This window comes from Brevibacillus sp. JB24b, assembly GCF_051713385.1.
GTDB classification, from domain to species: Bacteria; Bacillota; Bacilli; order Brevibacillales; family Brevibacillaceae; genus Brevibacillus_B; species Brevibacillus_B laterosporus.
On sequence record NZ_JBNVQV010000001.1, the window covers coordinates 2,152,733 to 2,171,624 of the forward strand.

Annotated in this window: 18 protein-coding genes and 1 pseudogene; 12 read left to right on the forward strand and 7 right to left on the reverse strand. The window is 36.4% G+C overall.

Features of this window, described 5'->3' with window-relative positions:
- Window positions 1–212: 212 nt before the first annotated feature.
- From ACQV1I_RS10505 to ACQV1I_RS10520, 4 genes and pseudogenes are all read left to right on the forward strand, one after another.
- Window positions 213–371 (forward strand): annotated as a pseudogene (locus tag ACQV1I_RS10505) (transposase); the annotation flags it as partial.
- A gap of 770 nt (window positions 372–1,141) precedes the next feature.
- The gene (locus ACQV1I_RS10510) at window positions 1,142–1,570 is read left to right on the forward strand and encodes a hypothetical protein (protein ID WP_236645748.1); all 429 of its coding nucleotides are present in this window, start codon (window positions 1,142–1,144) and stop codon (window positions 1,568–1,570) included.
- Between the two features lie 398 nt (window positions 1,571–1,968).
- Window positions 1,969–2,223: a hypothetical protein gene (locus ACQV1I_RS10515; RefSeq protein ID WP_116333830.1), complete on the forward strand. Its 255-nt coding sequence runs from the start codon at window positions 1,969–1,971 to the stop codon at window positions 2,221–2,223.
- A gap of 2 nt (window positions 2,224–2,225) precedes the next feature.
- On the forward strand, window positions 2,226–3,635 hold the full coding sequence (locus tag ACQV1I_RS10520; protein ID WP_116333902.1) for a HAMP domain-containing sensor histidine kinase: 1,410 nt from the start codon (window positions 2,226–2,228) through the stop codon (window positions 3,633–3,635).
- Between the two features lie 264 nt (window positions 3,636–3,899).
- On the opposite strand, the gene ACQV1I_RS10525 is transcribed toward ACQV1I_RS10520, so the two are convergent.
- Window positions 3,900–5,801, reverse strand: a complete 1,902-nt coding sequence (locus tag ACQV1I_RS10525) for a BglG family transcription antiterminator (protein ID WP_018670025.1) — start codon at window positions 5,799–5,801, stop codon at window positions 3,900–3,902.
- Window positions 5,802–5,976: 175 nt separating this feature from the next.
- On the opposite strand from ACQV1I_RS10525, the gene ACQV1I_RS10530 reads away from it, so the two are divergent.
- The 6 genes from ACQV1I_RS10530 to ACQV1I_RS10555 all read left to right on the forward strand — a co-directional run bounded on the left by ACQV1I_RS10530 (window position 5,977) and on the right by ACQV1I_RS10555 (window position 11,669).
- Entirely contained in the window at window positions 5,977–6,588 is a 612-nt protein-coding gene (locus ACQV1I_RS10530; RefSeq protein ID WP_236645749.1) for a YczE/YyaS/YitT family protein, read from the forward strand.
- A gap of 169 nt (window positions 6,589–6,757) precedes the next feature.
- The gene (locus ACQV1I_RS10535) at window positions 6,758–7,072 is read left to right on the forward strand and encodes a PTS sugar transporter subunit IIB (protein ID WP_094698808.1); all 315 of its coding nucleotides are present in this window, start codon (window positions 6,758–6,760) and stop codon (window positions 7,070–7,072) included.
- A gap of 1 nt (window position 7,073) precedes the next feature.
- Complete coding sequence (locus ACQV1I_RS10540) at window positions 7,074–8,324, forward strand: PTS sugar transporter subunit IIC (RefSeq protein ID WP_201747401.1); 1,251 nt, start codon at window positions 7,074–7,076, stop codon at window positions 8,322–8,324.
- Between the two features lie 42 nt (window positions 8,325–8,366).
- Window positions 8,367–8,720 carry a PTS lactose/cellobiose transporter subunit IIA gene (locus ACQV1I_RS10545; RefSeq protein WP_018670021.1) on the forward strand — a complete coding sequence of 118 codons (354 nt, stop codon included), beginning with the start codon at window positions 8,367–8,369 and terminating at the stop codon, window positions 8,718–8,720.
- Between the two features lie 2 nt (window positions 8,721–8,722).
- Window positions 8,723–10,159, forward strand: coding sequence for a glycoside hydrolase family 1 protein (locus ACQV1I_RS10550; RefSeq protein WP_116333832.1), 1,437 nt, complete (start codon window positions 8,723–8,725; stop codon window positions 10,157–10,159).
- Between the two features lie 73 nt (window positions 10,160–10,232).
- Window positions 10,233–11,669 carry a glycoside hydrolase family 1 protein gene (locus ACQV1I_RS10555; RefSeq protein WP_116333833.1) on the forward strand — a complete coding sequence of 479 codons (1,437 nt, stop codon included), beginning with the start codon at window positions 10,233–10,235 and terminating at the stop codon, window positions 11,667–11,669.
- 88 nt (window positions 11,670–11,757) lie between these two features.
- Here ACQV1I_RS10555 and ACQV1I_RS10560 read toward each other — a convergent pair whose 3' ends face one another.
- From ACQV1I_RS10560 to ACQV1I_RS10580, 5 genes are all read right to left on the reverse strand, one after another.
- Window positions 11,758–12,588 (reverse strand): polysaccharide deacetylase family protein, encoded by an 831-nt coding sequence (locus tag ACQV1I_RS10560; protein WP_116333834.1) that lies wholly within the window; start codon window positions 12,586–12,588, stop codon window positions 11,758–11,760.
- 91 nt (window positions 12,589–12,679) lie between these two features.
- Window positions 12,680–13,021, reverse strand: coding sequence for a Ger(x)C family spore germination C-terminal domain-containing protein (locus ACQV1I_RS10565; protein ID WP_116333835.1), 342 nt, complete (start codon window positions 13,019–13,021; stop codon window positions 12,680–12,682).
- Window positions 13,022–13,030: 9 nt separating this feature from the next.
- Complete coding sequence (locus tag ACQV1I_RS10570) at window positions 13,031–13,267, reverse strand: hypothetical protein (RefSeq protein WP_116333836.1); 237 nt, start codon at window positions 13,265–13,267, stop codon at window positions 13,031–13,033.
- Window positions 13,264–14,367: a GerAB/ArcD/ProY family transporter gene (locus ACQV1I_RS10575; RefSeq protein WP_116333837.1), complete on the reverse strand. Its 1,104-nt coding sequence runs from the start codon at window positions 14,365–14,367 to the stop codon at window positions 13,264–13,266. The genes ACQV1I_RS10570 and ACQV1I_RS10575 overlap by 4 nt, the downstream gene beginning before the upstream one ends.
- Window positions 14,368–14,393: 26 nt before the next feature.
- Window positions 14,394–15,899 (reverse strand): spore germination protein, encoded by a 1,506-nt coding sequence (locus ACQV1I_RS10580; protein WP_412679132.1) that lies wholly within the window; start codon window positions 15,897–15,899, stop codon window positions 14,394–14,396.
- 182 nt (window positions 15,900–16,081) lie between these two features.
- On the opposite strand from ACQV1I_RS10580, the gene ACQV1I_RS10585 reads away from it, so the two are divergent.
- Window positions 16,082–16,933, forward strand: a complete 852-nt coding sequence (locus ACQV1I_RS10585) for a leucine-rich repeat domain-containing protein (protein WP_116333839.1) — start codon at window positions 16,082–16,084, stop codon at window positions 16,931–16,933.
- A gap of 59 nt (window positions 16,934–16,992) precedes the next feature.
- On the opposite strand, the gene ACQV1I_RS10590 is transcribed toward ACQV1I_RS10585, so the two are convergent.
- Window positions 16,993–17,349 carry a beta/gamma crystallin domain-containing protein gene (locus ACQV1I_RS10590; RefSeq protein ID WP_094698800.1) on the reverse strand — a complete coding sequence of 119 codons (357 nt, stop codon included), beginning with the start codon at window positions 17,347–17,349 and terminating at the stop codon, window positions 16,993–16,995.
- Window positions 17,350–18,126: 777 nt separating this feature from the next.
- On the opposite strand from ACQV1I_RS10590, the gene ACQV1I_RS10595 reads away from it, so the two are divergent.
- Window positions 18,127–18,819, forward strand: coding sequence for a lytic transglycosylase domain-containing protein (locus ACQV1I_RS10595; protein WP_236645751.1), 693 nt, complete (start codon window positions 18,127–18,129; stop codon window positions 18,817–18,819).
- The last annotated feature ends 73 nt before the right edge of the window (window positions 18,820–18,892 follow it).

Sequence of the window (18,892 nt, forward strand, 5' to 3'; positions counted from 1 at the left end):
GTTCTAGGGCAGCTTTACATTAGTTGTTTAATTTTCTTACTCAACAAATATTTGTTTCAAATGATAGTTCATATGATCAATATAGTCAGTAACTAACCATTTCAATGTTACCGTACTTTGACCTTCTAGTCATAGGGGACTAGCAATCAACCATTTGCCAAACTTTTATGATATTTTCATTTTATCATAATTTGGTAATATATGCTGCCTTTATGGCAAAAATTAAAGGAGTGACTTCTAAAAAGGTAAGAGAGGAATTTCCTCATCTTCGACACTTGCCAAGTCTATGGACACGTTCTTATTTCGCATCTACCGCAGGAAATGTATCGAGTGCGACTAGTAAACGATATGTCGAACAGCAAAGGGGGTGAAACGTATGGCACAAACGATAAGAGTTAAAGTTAAACTGCTTCCAACAGCAAAACAGGCTTGCTATAAACCCAAATCTTTATATCAAGCAGTCAAGTAAGTAAAAACAGTCAGTCACCTATTGTTTAGATTAGGTGGCTGTTTGCTTTTCATCAAAACCGTATGACTGACCATGTTTATCAATCACATAATCTTTACCCATCGCGAATTCTCCCCCCATTTAGGACACGTCTCTTTTTCAATGCAAAATCTGCAAGATCTTTCCCTAAACCGAAATGCTTGTTGTAATCCTAAACGTAGCCCCATCCTTTATATTCTTTGCAATGCTTCGAATGTTGGCGGTCAAAATCAGCTTGTTCTTCAATCGTCTCTTTTGTATGTTGTTCGCAGGTTTCAAAGAGTTCAAGCTCTACAACCTCAAGAAAACAAAGTATTTTCTTAGTGCGTAGTTCATTTATTTAAAGAACTATATGCTAGACATAGAGAAGTAAAAGAAGAAACTGGAGATGATGTCAAATTGACGAGGACAACGGGCATATAGTTTGGTAATTGCAGTGACTTCCATTAAAAAGTCATTTAAAATGCCATATCTGTATTTCAATATGCCATTCAATTATTTTTCATTAGGAATGTTAAGCATTCAGTGATTGGATTTCCTTATCTTTCCCACAACTTTTTCTTGAGGTGGACATTCTTCTGACATACGCCCCTAGTAGATTAGTACTTGTAAGAAGCATTCTTGCAAAACAAGCTACGAAGGAGATTGATTCGAATGAATAAAGAAGTATCAAAATGGTTGATTGGAGCTTTAGCACTAGCAGTCTTTTCACCAACAGCAGCCTTTGCGGCAACGAATACAAACGTAGAAGCAACAAATGTAGAGCAAGCCATTCATCAAAAACTCGTATACTATTCACCTGAGTATAGACAAACCAATCAGCAAGAATTAATGCAAATTATCAACAAATACAATCCTGATCTAGCTGATGATTTCCAGCAGCTTTTTGAGCAGCAGGAAAAAATAAAAGTAGAAGTGGATGAAGCAACGAAGAAAAAGCTAGATGAAATTCGTGAACAAGTGAAGAATGGTACGTTAACTCAAGAACAAGCCAATGAGAAGCTTGGTGTGAAAGGCTTTGACAAGTTTACGTTCAAAGGTAAGGAATTTGAAGGTAAAAGAAAATATCATGGAACAGATTAAAATAGCCGCTGATGCGGATGATGCTGATACAGTGAACAAACTGCTACAGGAGTTGTTAGAGAAAATGAAAAGTAAAAAAACCTTTGAAGCAAAGGCTGAGTGATTGAAACGTGTAAGTAGTTGAAAAGTTCGAAGAGGTTAACACAAGCTACAGGTGAGCTTAGTAATAGAGCGGAAATGTGGAAATAGAACAGTAGAAGTAACAGTTGACCTGCCTTTTAACTACCCTCCTACATTCTTATAAATGTGTGATGTCATATGGCATGACTTTTCCTGATAATGGGAAAGTCATGCCTGCGTTTAGTTGAAAAGTGATGCAACTGCCAAAATGCACTTTCATGTTCCCTTCGATTTGGTTTTTGATAGATCCCTAACGTTATATAGTTGGAAGTGAACATATGATGCAAACAATCTTCAAATGTATGTCACCTTTTCTGATCTTGTTGGACGATATGCTATCAGGGAAGAGTGAGTGGAAGGTACTGAAGTATATACGTACCATAAGTAGTCGTTGCGTCATCATATTAACAGTGTGTAGACGACTGAACCAGAAAATAACTGGATTCCATCAGGGGACTGATGATTATTATGAGGGTAGTGATCGGTACAAGCGAGATTCGGACACTACGGGAATTGGGGTATCGATTCTGTGACAATGAAAAATAAAGAGCGTAAGACGCTATTAACCTATTGGACAACTCGTTATGTACTAACTATATGTGTTGGCCTTATCGTCATTGGCCTCTTATCTAGTATGTGGATACGCTACAATGAAACGCAAAAACGGCTTGACGTCATGAAATATCTGGCAATAGACATTTCTGAGCAGATTGTTACAGCGGACGGAAAAGTATCGATACCCTCTTTCTTGCCACAAATATTAGATAATCGTCAACGCTTCATGAAAGGATTTAAGCCCATGGTGCTCATCTTAGATGAACAGAAGCGTGTCATCCTCCACACATCCACAACCGCACCAAGTCCTTTTATTGACCTCCCACGACTCTCACCTGATTGGGAGAAAAGTCAATCTGTGCAAGAAATGCAGATGCGTTCGGGAGAAAAAGTATTCTTTCTTACCCAGAAGATAGAGAGCGGGGACAAAACGCTGGGCTGGATACTTCTCTTTTCCCCGAAAAAAGAAATGGATCATAGTGAAGAAGCGATGCAACAATTATTTATTATGTTAACAGGTCTTGGAGTGCTAGGGTGGATTGTTATTTATTATTTGACTAAAAAATTATCGGAACCTGTGAAGGATGTTGCAGATGCAGCAAAAGAGATTGTGACGGGACACTATGATATTAATCTGAAAAAGGATATCAAAGAAAAGGAAATCTACGAACTTATTCAGTCATTCAAAGATATGGCGGATCGGCTTCGGCAGTTAGAAATGATGCGAACGGAACTGCTTGCGGGAGTTACTCATGAGCTAAAGACGCCAGTCACATCCATTAGTGGATTACTACAAGCAGTCAAGGATGAAGTAGTCACAGGTGAAGTAGCCAAAGAATTTCTGGAGGTTTGTTCAAAAGAGATTTTTCGTTTGCAAAAAATGGTGGAGGATTTATTAGATTTCAATTCTTTTTCGGTTGGAGGTATCAATGTTACGAAACAACCACAGAATTTGAATCATCTCGTGCAAGAGATCACGCATCAATGGTTGATAGGACAAGAAGGAAATGCACTTTCGCTTCAAACGTATACTCCTGAACAAGAGATTTGGATTGACACGGACCCACTACGAATTCAGCAAATTTTATACAACCTATTAAATAACGCAAAACAAGCGACGGGACCAAGTGGAATCATTCAAGTCACTCTATTACACCAAGAAGAAGATTTTCATATTAATGTGCAAGATAACGGCATTGGTATACCAGAAACAGAGAAGGCAAATATTTTCGAACGATTTTATCGCGGGGAAGAGAAAAAACATAAGGTAAGGGGACTCGGACTAGGATTACCTTTTAGCAAAATGCTGGCAAGGGCACTTGGTGGCGATCTCCGGTTGACTGAGAGTGTTAGAAAGAAGACGGTTTTTACACTATCACTAAAAAAATGAGTGGAAATAAAAACGTATCCACGGCTATATGATTGCATTCAACAGAAATGTCCACAAAATCCTGATAAACAGGTAGTAGTGGACATTTCTTTTTTAGAAGAACGGTTCTTTTCATAGTAGCAGAGGTTTTCTTAGGATGTTACCACTCCTAAAATGACCCAATAAAATGGTAAAAGAATAAAACCGTTTGAACTGATTACATAGAAAACAAAGTGGAAATTAGCCCAAGGTAAAGAGATTATCTACTTGACCACTAACGTTTCGTTAGCTCTCATTTAATAGCCTCGTCATCTTGTCCATAAAATCATCATAATCCTTGGCTTTAATTAGCTCATTGACGTTTTTCCATTCCGATAGAATGTTGATAACGCCTTCGAAAAAGGGACTGAATAATTCTCGCTGCTGTTTATTAATTGAAATCATCACAATGGCTTGCACTTTCTCTTTTCCCCAACTTACCGGGCGGTCTAGAATGATAATGCATATGCCTGTCTTTGCAGCATCCATATGCATGGAATGAGGAACAGCTACGTTGTTATTAAAGGCAGTGGAGGACATTCGTTCTCTCTCAAGCACAGACTTTCCATAGTCTTGGGACACATAGCCTTTCTCATAAAGCAGTTTTGACATGAATGCGATATAGGCTTCATCGCTGTCAAGATACACATTCTTCATAAATAATTCTTCGTCGAAATATAAATCAAGATATTGTTTTACTTTGCGTATTTTTTTTTGCTTATTTAGTTTGTTTATTTGACTTTGAATGTATTCATAATCCTCTTCTGTCAGGTAAGGATGAACAAATACAGACGGAATTTGTTCCTTCTGTAAAGGCAGTGTGCTAATGATTAAGTCTATTTCCTCGAGTAAAGAAAGCTCACTTGAGTCAGATGAAACTTTAATTATCTCTAAAGAATCATGAAATTTCTTTTCAAGCTTTTGGATGAGCTGTACTTGCATATCATAGTAACTCGGGCAAATAACTGCACATAAAATCTTCTTTTCTAAGTTTACCTTTCGTTCAAAGTAAGAACCGATATGAAAGGCAATGTAAGAAATTTCATCCTCATTAATATGAATGCTCTCCATCAATTGAATTTGATTCGATATAAAGACAGCCAGTTCATAAATGAGTGGATAGGAATGCTTTAATTTATGCGTTAGAGGATTTTTAGCCATTTGCTCATTCTTTGCCCGAAAAATTAAATTACGTATATGAAGCGTAAAATTGACAAAAAATTCATCATCAAAGATTTCAATAAAGTAGCGTTCATGAACTTTCTCTAACAATTTCTTAGAGAGGTTCACATAATGCTCATCGACGTAATGATTTAAAGAGCTAGGCGTTAATGATTGATAATTAAGCAATGTCGTTTTACTTGATAAAAGCAAAATAAAATTATAGCGTTCCGATTCATTAAAGCGGATACTATATTTTGTCTCCAGAAAGTCAGCGATTTTATTGGCTGCTTTTGTTTCAAGATTGCTTTTTAATTTGTGGAGATCAGTTGTTTGAAGAACTGAGTTGTTATTTTTTATTCGGTCCACGGTAATAACAAGGTGGAGGAGAATATTATTCATAATGTAATCGTTTACATACAAATTATGTTCTCCAAGGGTGGAAACGATTTCATTTTTTAGTAAAGAAACATCATAATCTGGAAAAGAATCTTGAACAGCTTTTAAGCTTAAAAATTCATTGGAAGTTTCTTGTGAGATAATAAAGCTCATCAATCTTCGCTTATTTCTCTCTTCGCCTGTTAAAATGAGAATGTCTTTCTTATGGCGGATTTTTAATTGATAAGGCTTAATAATTTTATTTGCATGAACGATGTCATTTTCAATTGAAGAAACACTTAAAAAAAGTCTTTCACCAAGATCAAAGATATTTAGTCCTTCCGAGTGTAGAATTAATTCTTTCAATATGACTTTCATACGGTCCATAGGGGAAGTGTGATTATCCTCTGTTTTTACTGTATTTCTGCTTACTAGCTGATACCCTTGCGGAGAGGAAGCGATAATGATTTGATCTTGGTTAATTTCGTTAGCATATTTTCTAATGGTTCTTGTGGACACTTTAAAATAATTTGCCAAGCTTGTGGCTGTGCACCAATCATTTTTAGATGCTAGGTATTGAATGAAGGCTTCTTTACGATCATTTTTCATAACAGAGCTCCTTATATGAAAGATATAGGGTTCCTCATTTTTATTATAAAAAAAGAATAATATGCATTCGACTAAAAAAAGTTCCTACAGATAGGAACTTTTTTTAGTTGGTTCCTTCATAGGAAAGATGAAATACTTTCATACAAATGAACGTTCAAATGAGGGAACTATGAAAATGAGTAAAAAAGTAATGAATTATACACTTGTTGTCATTAGCACAGTTGTGACAGCTTTCGGGATTTCACTGGTTTTGCTGGCGGAATTAGGAGTAGATCCGATTAGTACGTTCTTATTGGGTGGACTACATTTTATTCCGATTCGGTTTGGAACAGCAAGTCAGATCTTTAGTCTGACCTTTTTAGTCATCAATTATTTTCTAAATCGCAAGTTTTTTGGTGTGGGTAGTCTTATTTTCAGTATTGGATGTGGTTATTGCATTAACTTGTTTCTCGCAATGGACGTGAAGGCTACATTATCTCTGCAATCGATACCCAGTATATGTATTGCACTGATTGGCATCTTGATTTATGGGTGTGGAACAGGTCTTTTTTTATTTACAAAAACAGGAATGGGACCGTTAGAAGGCCTTATGTTCTTTTTCTCCACGCGATTAAACGTGACCATAAAGGTAACAAGAATGACCATCGATGGGATTTTAGTCGTTACTGGTATTTTATTAGGTGGTTTATACGGTATCGGAACCATTCTTTGTATCTTTTTAGTTGGGCCTGTTATTGAACTTTCATTAAAGGTTTTCACATCGTTATCCAAAAAAGTTAGAAATTGATTTTTGTAGAAAGGATAGTATATTTGCTTTTTTAAACGATAGAGAATAGGAACATGAGGTCAATTATCGTTCCTATGGATAGGAACTTTTATTGTTGGTTTTAAAATTCGACCAATGCAATACTAAGCATGTAAGCGAAACCAAAAAAATGATTCAGGGGGAATTTCAAATGACCAGAGTATTGTTAATCTGTGGAGCAGGTGCTTCTAGTGGCTTTATGGCAAACGCTATTCGTAAAGCAGGCAAAAAAAGAGGAATGGAAATGTCTGTACAAGCTCGAAGCGAGTCACAATTATCAGAGTATCTAAACGAAATCGATGTTTTGTTAATTGGTCCTCATTTGAAATATATGGAAGATGAAGTGAAAGAAAAAGTAAGAGACTATCAGATTAAAGTATCTGTAATTCCGCAAATCATTTATGGCACATTAGATGGCAATAAAGCGTGCGACCTTATTACTAACCTACTTGAATCGGGTGAATAACATGATGGAGAAAATAATGACTTTTATGAACGAATCGTTTAGTCCAAGGGTTAATAAAATCACGAAAAACCCGTGGGTATCATCGATCCAGGATGCGGTTATGACCATTCTGCCGCTAATCCTTGTCGGTTCGCTAATTACGATTGTCAGTCTATTAAATAGTGTATTTTCGTGGCTCCCTGATTTTTCTTTAATTAATACATTTACATTCGGTCTGCTAGGCTTATTCGTTTCCTTCTTAATCCCATATTTCATTATGGAGAAAAAGAAACTCGATAATAAAAAGCTAATAGCAGGCGCAACAGGACTGGCTCTTTATCTGTTCTTATTGTCGCCAGTCATCTTAGAGAACGGACAAATTCAGTTCATGCTAGATCGATTTGGAGCAACTGGTATGTTCCTGTCATTGATTGTCGGCTTGTTTGTTGGATTTGTACTTGTTCAATTCTCCAAATTCTCGTTTTTCTCGGAGGATTCATCCATTCCGGATTTTATCATTGTTTGGTTTGACACACTTATACCGATCACGCTGATTATGCTGACGGGATGGCTGATTGGTGTTCAAGCAAAAATTGATTTCTTTGGAGTAATCCTAGCTATCTTTAAACCATTATCAAGTATTGTTCAAAGCTATCCTGGATTTGTTTTATCTGTCTTCATTCCAGCGTTCCTGTACACTTTTGGTATTAGCGGCTGGGTAATGATGCCGGTTATTTATCCCGTCTATTTATCAGGTCTTGCAGAAAATGCACAAGTAGTAGCATCTGGAGGAACTCCATCCAATATTGCAGTTATGGAAACGCTTTATGCCTTTACAAGCATGGGTGGAATCGGAACGACTTTGCCTCTCGTTATCATGATGTTCTTCCTAGGAAAGTCGATGCGAATGAAAGCTATTGGAAAGGCAACGATCGTTCCATCTATCTTTAACATCAATGAACCATTAATGTTTGGGGCGCCAATTGTCTTTAACCCATTTTTGATGATACCGATGTGGATCACTGCAATTGTTATTCCGAGTATTACGTACTGGGTGCTACATGTTGGCTGGGTAAGTATCCCGACGAAGACATTCATGCTTTGGTATGTGCCAATGCCGATTTCATCATATTTGGCAACTCAAGATTGGAGAGCTATTGTTTTAGCAATGATATTATTCGTCGTAGCATTTATCATCTTCTTCCCTTTCTTTAAAGCCTACGATATTCAAGAGAGGAAGAAAGAATTAGAAGTAAGTGAACCTGAAATGTAATTCGGAATAGCATTCCAAAACAACAGTAAAGGAGATTGTACCATGATTGACAGAGAACAAGAACTAGAAGCGCTGTATTTAATATCAATGCAAATGATTTTACATGCAGGTGATGCACGCAATGATGTTATGGAAGCGTTAAAATGCTGTGAAGACGAGGAATACGACCGCGCTGAGAAAATATTAGAAAATGCAAATAAAGATATCGTTGCATCTCATAAGCTACAAACAGAAACCGTACAAAAAGAAGCACAGGGAGAGGAAGCCATTTTCTCACTGCTGTTTGCTCATGCCCAAGATACACTAATGACAGTAAAGAGCGAATATGAAATAGCTAAACGGTTAGTTCGCGTTTTTAGAAGAATAGATGAAAAAATTGATGGAAAGAAGGCGTAAGCATGAGAACGTATGAAGGCACTTTTCCAAAAGATTTTCTATGGGGTGGAGCGGTTGCAGCTAATCAATGCGAAGGTGCTTTTGGGGTTGGCGGAAAAGGAATTAGCCTTGCAGACGTTCACCGTTATCATTGTGATCAAGATATTACAAGTCATGATTCTGATATGACTCTTGCACAAGTGAAAGAAGCAATTGAAGACAAAGTCGGTTATTATCCGAAAAGACATGGGATCGACTTTTATCACACATATAAAGAAGATCTACAGCTTCTTGCTGAAATGGGCTTTAAAACATTTCGAACATCTATTGATTGGTCTCGCATTTTTCCTAATGGTGACGACCAAGAGCCAAACGAAGAAGGACTTGCTTTCTACGATAAGTTAATTGATGAGATCAGAGGCCTTGGTATGGAGCCAATTATTACGATGCTTCACTATGAAACTCCGTTAAACATTACCCTTCAATATGGGGGATGGAATAATCGTAAAGTAATTGATTTTTTCGTTCGGTATGGAGAAGTATTGCTTGAACGTTACAAAGACAAAGTGAAATATTGGATTGTGATCAATCAAATCAATTTAATGTATCATGAATCCTTTAACTCGGTTGCGATCTGCAAAGACCAGGTGGAAAATGTAGACGAAGCTAAGTATCAAGCTATTCACAATCAAATGGTTGCATCGGCTCGAATTGTTAAAAAGGCGCGAGAATTGAATTCTGCACTTCATATGGGCACAATGCTGGCTGATTGCACAGCCTATCCAGAGAGCTGCCATCCAGATGATATTGTACTAGCGCTGAAGAGAAATCGTCTACAGTATTACTTTACCGATGTTCAATTTAGAGGCGAATACCCTGGTTATATGAGACGTTTCTTTCATGAAAACGATATTTCAATAAATGAACAGCCAGAGGACGCCACTATTTTAAAAGCAAACACAATGGACTTTCTGGCAATCTCATACTACTATTCTTCCATGGTTTCAGCAAAAAGGAATGGGATGAGCCCTGTTGATTTAAGTAAAAACCCGCATCTTAAAGCTAATCCATGGGGTTGGGCTGTCGATCCTAAAGGCTTATATAACGCATTATGCCAATACTATGATCGCTATCAAGTGCCGATCATGATCGCTGAAAACGGTTTTGGTATGTATGACAAGCCAGAAGATGGGATGGTCCATGATGATTACCGTATATCGTATCTATCTGAGCATATCGCCCAAGTAAAGGAAGCTGTTAAAGACGGTGTGGAAATTTTCGCATATTGTGCTTGGGGACCGATTGATATCGTCAGCTGTTCTTCGGCTGAAATGGAAAAACGCTATGGTTTCATCTATGTTGATATTGACAATGATGGGAATGGCTCGCGAAAACGTATTAAAAAAGACAGCTTTTACTGGTATAAAAAAGTGATTGAAACGAATGGAGAAACTATTTAACGGAATATTCAAGCTGAAAAAACTGTTACATCAGCAAAATGAATGAACAGAGCCAATAAAGGAGGCAAGCAACTTGAGAAAAAATCCGGATTTATTTCCTAAAAATTTTTTATGGGGAGGCGCGATTGCGGCAAACCAAGCAGAGGGTGCTTATTTGGAAGGCGGAAAAGGACTCTGTGTAGCAGATATCAATAAGTTTAATGATGAAGTGAGTATTAAGGAAAAAGGCAATTATGAATTGACAACAAAAGACATTCAGTTTGCTCTCGAAGATAAGGAAGGTCACTATCCAAAACGTACATCGATTGATTTCTATCACCGTTATAAAGAAGATTTAAACATGCTTGCAGAAACGAAAATGAATTCGTTCCGTACTTCTATCAACTGGTCGCGTATTTTTCCGAAAGGCGATGAGACAGAGCCGAATGAAGAAGGGCTGAGATACTACGATAAGCTGATTGATGAGATTATTAAAAATGGAATGGAGCCACTTATTACGGTTTCCCATTATGAAATGCCGTTGCATTTGGCAATCGAATATAATGGATGGTATAACCGGAAAACGATTGATTTCTTTGTTCACTACTGTGAAGTATTATTTAAACGATATAAAGACAAAGTGAAATACTGGATTCTCGTAAACCAGATTAACTTAATTACGTTTGAATCTTTTAATCACCTAGGCATTCCAGCAGATCGTGTGGAAAACTTACTGGAAGCCAAATACCAAGGTGCACACAATGAGCTTGTTGCATGTGCGAGAGCAACAAAAATAGCGAAAGAAATCAATCCTAAGATGCAAATCGGAATGATGCTGTTTGATGCAATTTCACATCCTGCAACATGTAAGCCAGAAGATGTACTGGCAACAGTAAAACGCAACCAAATGGAGTACTATTTCTCTGATATTCTCATGCGTGGTAAATATCCAAATTATGCGTTCCGCTTTTTTGAGGAGAACAATATTATGATTCAATTCGGAGAAAATGATGAGGAAGATTTCAAAAATACAGCCGATTTCTTTAGCTTCTCTTATTACTACACACGAATTTCTGATGCAGAAAGTGTAAAGAAGCCTAACTCTGCATATGTAAATCCGGAGCTGAAAGCAAGCGATTGGGGCTGGTCCATTGATCCGATCGGTTTAAGAACTGCTTTAAATTTGTACTATGATCGTTACCAAAAACCAATCATGATTACTGAAAACGGTATTGGAGCGTATGACAAGGTCGATGAAAATGGCGAAATTCATGACCCGTACCGCATTGAATTCCTTAAACGCCACATTGAACAAATAAAAGAAGCAATTAAAGATGGTGTGGAAGTAATCGGCTACTATCCGTGGGGACCAATTGATATTGTCAGCTGCTCATCATCCGAGATGTCAAAACGCTACGGCTTCATCTACGTTGAAAAAGACGATTATGGAAATGGAACGCTTGAAAGAAAGAGAAAAGACAGCTTTTATTGGTATCAGAAGGTTGTCCAGTCGAACGGAGAAGAGTTGTAAAAAAAGAATCTTACCAAACAGTAGGGGAACCCCTCAACACCATGTAGGAAATATAGTTTTCCTACATGGTGTTTCAAATTTTCCTCATTTATCCAGCAGGAAGATCCAGTAACTCGGGGATCGTAACTAGCTTAACGCCGTCGTTTCTAAGTTTCTTAATGATTTCGGGTAGTGCATGAACAGTGCCCGATAAATCTTCTCCGATTCCTCCACCCGCGTGCTGTAGGACAATAGAACCCGGATGTACATGTGCTAAAACATTAGTTTTGACCTGCTCCGCACTTAATCCCTTCCAGTCTAAGGAATCGACATCCCAATTTATGATTTTTTTATATTGGCTTGCCAACCATAGAATTTGGTCTTCGTTTATATTTCCATAAGGAGCTCTGATGAACGTTGGCTTATATCCTGTAAACGAAGAAATCAATTCATCCGTTTTGATGACTTGATTGCGGAAATCTGCATCGCTTAATGTAGGGAAATTTGGATGGTTGTATGAATGGTTCCCTAAGATATGACCTTCCTTGACCATTCTTTGTACGATTTCGGGATGGGCTTCGATTCGATTTCCCACCACGAAAAATGTCGCTCTCACGCCTTCTTGTTTCAATATATCGAGGATCTGAGGGGTAAAACAGTCATCTGGTGCGTCGTCGAAGGTTAAAGCGACCTCGCGTTTCGAGGCTGATCCTCTCAGCAAAAAGGTGCTTTTGTACTTTTTACGTAAATCCGCTAATGTTAATGGATGGGGATTACGTGTTTCCCCTTCACTACCATCCGTTAAATTTGGCGTACGGGAGGATTGTATAGCGCTACTGTTAATTCCTTCCGACTTCGGCGGTAATGTGTTGTTTTTAGATTGAGTACAGCCAGATAAAATCATTAATACCAATAAAGGAATGATCCAAATTACTTTCATCACGTAATGACTCCTTGTTGAGCTTATTTACCATCTACATGTAGTCTTCCCGTTTTGGAAGCCTATTTAACTACACCTATATTCTTTATTTCTACATGTGAAGTGAAACGAATGGGGATTTTGCAAAGATATCTGTCCAATATTTATTTATGGCTTTCCATTTGTTATAGTGATAAGCTCTGACGTAAAGACCAAGACCTATCGGATCTACTTGATGTCGCTGTAGCTTTTTAATTAGTGTTGCCATCTTTTTATTACTTTCGTTCTCAATCATTGTTTCAATCTTCCTTTTGTTTTCTTCTTTCTCTAGTTCCATATGGAATGTACGTTCAGTTATATTCCCAACTACTTTCATCTCAATATCAAACTGCGGCACCCCAAATTGATAATTTGTAGTTATATTACGTTTTTTAGGTTTAATTAATACGGAGATGTTTTTTTTCTATTGTTGTCTTCTAACATTCTCACTGGAATAGTAAAAGCATACGTGCTTTTTGATACTTTTTGCCTCTCGACTAAAGATAGGACTTCTCTCAAACACCATTAAATGATTATCTTCATCTAAATCAAGCTCCAATGTTACAATTAAGGTAGCATTTTCTAGATCAATCCTGTCAGTACAACCTGTTAAAACAACAATAAGAATTACAATGAAAAAATGATAGAGTAATTGTCTCATGAAGTTGGTTTTCTTCTCTTAAAAAAATGGTGGAGTATGATATAAAATCCAAGCAGTACTGGAAACACATAACTAATGATAAGTCCAGCGTCACCCCATACTTTGGCTAACAGGGATACTTGCATATAGGAGGGTTGGAAAAAAATAGATGCAAACAACAATAGGAAAAGAACGATGAGAAGGTGTTTTTTGTGATTTCCTCTTTTTAATATAGCTTGGCTACCTAAGATCATGACATAGATGTACGGCAACCAGGTGGTTGAGAGAACATACATATAAAAGGATAAGTAAATAATCTCAAACCTTTCTAGAAAGGGGAATTCTACCTCCTTTAATAAAGTTAAAGTAGGCCACTGATACTGGTTAATTTCGTTAGGACTGAAAAAAAGATAACTAATCAGGGTTATTAGTAAAAACATAACTACCGACATCAGGTTTGCAAGTATAATGCCTTTTGTTGCTTGTTTTTTACATTTTAAATAAGGATAAAAAAAGAATGCCATCTCAAATCCTAAAAAAGATATGATTGTATTTTTTACGGCAGAAAACACAGGCCACCATCCCTCTTTTAATACTGGTAAAAGATGCAACACATTTGCTTCTTTCAAAGGAACTAAAAGTAGGATCGGCATCCAGATGGCAAGATAGAAAGTAATTTCCGAATATCTCCCTAATGCCTTTATGCCGTTACTACCAATAATATAAGCAGGAATGAGGTACCCAGCCAAAATTAAGTAACTAGGAGTTTCAACTAGAATCCAGACATTAATAACAAAAAGGGTTGTAAAAATAACCGTAAAAGTAGCTAATGCACCATATAAACACACAAGGACGTTTCCAAGAGTACCAAGATAAGGTCCAAAATAGATAGGAAGTAATTCATATAAGGTTTTATCAGGATGTTTTTTCATGATACTCGTAATCAGTATGCTTGCAAGAACTGAGCATACCCCACCAAGCAAAATGGAGATCCACCCATCTGTTCCCGCAATCTCTGTCAATTCACGTGGGAGAGTAAGAATACCAATACCTACTTGTGTCCCATGAATGATAAATATGTATTGCATAAGGGAAATGTTTGTTATTGGGTACGCTCTCATAACTACTCCTTATGGGATATATGCCATCATTTTTTGTTACGTTGAATGGGACGAGGGCCGCTCTGCCTCTTGTTTAAATAACGAAGAGGGCTCCGTATCACAGAATCTTTCCAATCAGAAAATTTCAGAGGAGCCAGGGGGGTTCCATAAGAAGTTCCCATCGATTCCATTGTAATTAAATGTGCTAGAATAATCATGAAGCCCATAGCGATGCCAACCATTCCAAACATCCAGGCAATCATCATCATGGGAAATCGAATTAAACGAATGGAGTAAGCCATATCAAAGACTGGAATGATAAAGGATGCAATCGCTGTTAATGACACGACGATTACCATAACGTTACTTACTAACCCCGCTTGAACTGCTGCTTGACCAATGACGATTCCCCCTACGATACTTACTGTTTGTCCAATAGTGGAAGGGAGTCTGATCCCGGCTTCTCTTAACATTTCAAGTGTTAATTCCATAAGTATAGCTTCCAAAAAGGGAGATACAGGAACCCGTTCTCTTGTTTCACCTATCGACAAAATCAAATTCATTGGGAGAACCTCGTAATGAAAAGCAATAACTACGATATATAAGGCTGGTAGAAAAACTGCGATGAAAAAGCTTAACAATCGTAGTAACCGTACAAAAAGGGCAAGGGACCAACGTAAGCTGTAATCATCAATTGTTTGAAAAAAAGAGAGAAAGTTGACTGGTGTAATTAATACCCGAGGAGAACGATCAACTATAACGGCTACTCTTCCTTCAAGAACATGCATAGCTGTAACATCCGGTCTTTCAGTAAGTATTGATTGTGGAAACGGGGTAAAAGTTGCATCTTCAATATATTGTTCTAGTTCACCTGTAGTAAGTAAAGTATCTACTGTGAAACTATTAATGCGTTTTTCTAGTTCTTCTATAATTGTAGGATTGGTAACATCACCTAGATATACGAGATGAATTTTAATATTTGCCCTTTCTCCTATTTTATATTGTTTGATTTTTAGTTCTCGGTTGGGCAAAAAGCGACGAATTAGAGCAATATTTTGAGAAGCCGTTTCAAGAAATCCTTCATGGCTAGCTTTTAGCATCGTTTCAGAGTGGGGTTCTTCCACAGAACGTTGTGGCCAACCTTGAGAGTCTATAACAATTGCTTTCTCTTCACCGTCAACAAATAAAATACTATTACCCTCAAGGATAGCAGCTTCAATTTCTGACCATGAGAAAGTATAAGTTAAGTGGCTATAAATCACATTAGAAGACCAAAGCTGATCAATAGATTTCATTTCAGTCACAAGAGGTCTAATAATATTTAATTGAATGGTTCTTTTGTCAGCTAATCCTTCTAAGTAGGTAAGTATTGTATTGGTTTCTCCACTTAGTTTAATGTAGTGTACTTTAAGATCAGGTGCTTCATCAAAAAGCGAATAGAGGTGACTTTCATTTATTTTTAGGTCTTTTGTTATTGGGCTATCTGTCTTCTCATAAATCGTCTCCTTGATAGCTTTATTTTTACTTTTTATAAACCATTTACGACCATTCATTGTAACACCTGCATTCGTTTCTTTGTTAATATTTACTATAATTTGCACCTGAATTCTCATTTCTATGCAGGAGTAGTGAAGATGATCTACAACTTGTGTTATCATTAATGTTCATTAAGACTTGTGCAAAAAAAGTGATCCAGAATATTCTATAAGAGAGACAAGTAATAGGAGAGAGTTGAATGAGATTAAACTTTAATGGTAAAGGATTATCTGAAACACCAGAAGTAGTTTTTGAAACTGAAAATCTTATTGAGTTAAGTATGTATGAAAACAAAATTAACGAAATACCGGAAAGGCTCTTTAGTCAACAAAAATTAGAAGTATTAAATTATGCAGGGAACAATATTAAAGTATTTCCTGAGGGGATTAAAGCCTTATTAAATTTAAAAATGCTTGACTTAGGTCATAATCAATTAAAAGAATTACCAAAGGAAATAGGAATGTTGAGAAATTTGGATTCTTTTCTCTATCTGAGTAATAATGAAATTGAAATTCTTCCAGAGCAAATCTGTGATCTTCAACAACTAAAATATTTAAACGTGACAGATAATCAATTAAAAAAGTTACCCTCTAATATAGGTAGATTAAAAAGTCTTATTGAATTGCGGTTATATAATAATCAACTTGAACATATCCCAGAATCAATAACTACTATAGGATGTTTACGAGAAATTCATTTATATGGGAATAATATAAGGAGCTTACCAGAAAGCTTAGGAGATTTAAAAGAAATTCGTATATTAGAATTAGCTGACAATAAACTAAAAAGGATACCGAAATCAATCGGCAAGCTCAAAAAATTAAGAAGATTAAATCTGAGAAAAAACAAGATAGAAGAAATTCCAGACGAAATAGGTGGATTAAGCAATCTCATCGAACTAGATTTAAGAGACAATGATATACAAGAAATTCCAAGCTCAGTGATGAATCTTGAATGCCTGGAGAAACTGGATCTAAGATGGAATAAGAACTTAAAATTAACGAAATGCTTGGATGATTTAGAGAAAAAAGGATGCGTTGTTTATAAATAGAAAACACAAGTAAGAAAGTGCCCTCAGTCTCTGGATACTGGGGGCACTTTCTTTATTATTTAGCACAGTCGATACGTTTTAATTGATGAAGTAATGTCATTAAAATCCTTGTGAATGTTGAAGAGATGGGATCTGTTACTTAAATTTTCAAGTATTTTTTTCCTACCTCTGAAGTTTATGTGCTCGTATAAAATGACAAGAGTATTAGGTGCGACACGTACAGAAGAAATCCTGTCGTTCCAGGGATCTCCCACGTACGATAATCTATCTCCCGAATTCATAGTGAAAGAGCTACCAGTTCCGTCTATATGTTCAAAGAACCGGTTGACACGATGCTGAACGTCTAAATAATTATATGGGTTATCATAATACGGATTTTCATAATGCGGACTATAATGATACGGATTATAAATCATGAACACCTCTCCAATACTTTTTTTGCTTCATACAATGTATGCCTATCTGTAATTTATGTGCAAAGTCGCAAGTCATTTTTTACAGGGTATATGGGTGTCCAATAAGGAGAACTAATCATTCTATCGTTGCTAAAGGGTTCTACAACTCAGCTAGCTCCTGAAGATAACGAAAACCACGTGGAGTTTTTAGATAATATGTAGGCGGTAATATCACTGATGATGGGCTTTATATTGTGTAATCCTTAATAATATTCAATGTTGTTCGATGAAACACTACTTACTCTACTGAAAATAGATTGTAAATGGCGTCCCTAGTAGCAAGTTTTAGTTTGATTAAAGCAAGGTTGCTTCCACGTTACATATCACAAACCAACACCTTATGCCATGTCTCCATATGATACGGAATAGAAATATTTAAAAATACCGTTTATAACAGTATTTTTAAATATTTCTATTTTATGCAATCGATATTAACATTTGGTAGCGATGATCTAGACATCACGAAACAAACAACTTTTAGAAGTACTTCCAAGTGTTTATGGTTATGACATTGATGGTAATTGACTAGCTATATTCTTGAAAAATTGAATCCACATGTTATTAAGTCTAAATTCTACTGTACAGTAAAGATATCAAAATCATGAGAGTTTTAATAATTCAAGGGAAATATTGCGACTTTACAACAAGAAATCAAGGCTGCGTAAGATCATAATGAAAGTCTGACTCGTTGAAAAAATGGAGGATTTTCTTTGGAATACTAGAAAGGATATTATTTTTTTGAAAAAGAAAGTTATTAAACTTACTATTTTATGCACTATATTATCGAGTATAAGCATACCTTCACTGACCTCAAGTCCAACAGCAGTATATGCTTCTACACAAGATCAACAAGAATTGGTTAAGTGGTTTAAAGAAGCGGCTAATGAATACAATGTTCCCATTGAGTTACTTGTTTCCATAGGTTGGATTGAATCAATGTTACATGATCACGACGGAGAGCCTAATAACATTAATGGGTATGGACTTATGAATTTAGTATCCAATCCAGAAAGAAAAACACTTGAAGAGGCATCAGAAATAACTGGAATTAGTATAGGCGAGTTAAAAACATCAACTCAGTCTAATATCAAAGGAGGCGCTGCCATATTATCTAAATATCAACATGAAATTACAAAAAACAAGGATAATTCAAATGATTATAAAGATTGGTTTGAAGCAGTAAAATTATATAGTGGTGCTGATTCTGATGATATAAGAACCAGTTATGCTGAAGATGTTTTTAGCTTAATAAACGAAGGCTTAATTGATTTATCTAGTGAAACATTGATAAAGTTATCGTCGCCAGAAAATTCAAACAAAAATAAAGTAACGGCAAGCCTACCAGAACTTGATATTAAATGGGTCCCAGCCCACATATCTAACTATGATTCTACGCGACGATCTGCTAAAGATATTACTCATCCTTTTTAAATAAGAAATAAATGTTGATTTAACAACGTTTTAGGCGGAATTATACCGCCCTTTGCAAACGGAATGCAAACCT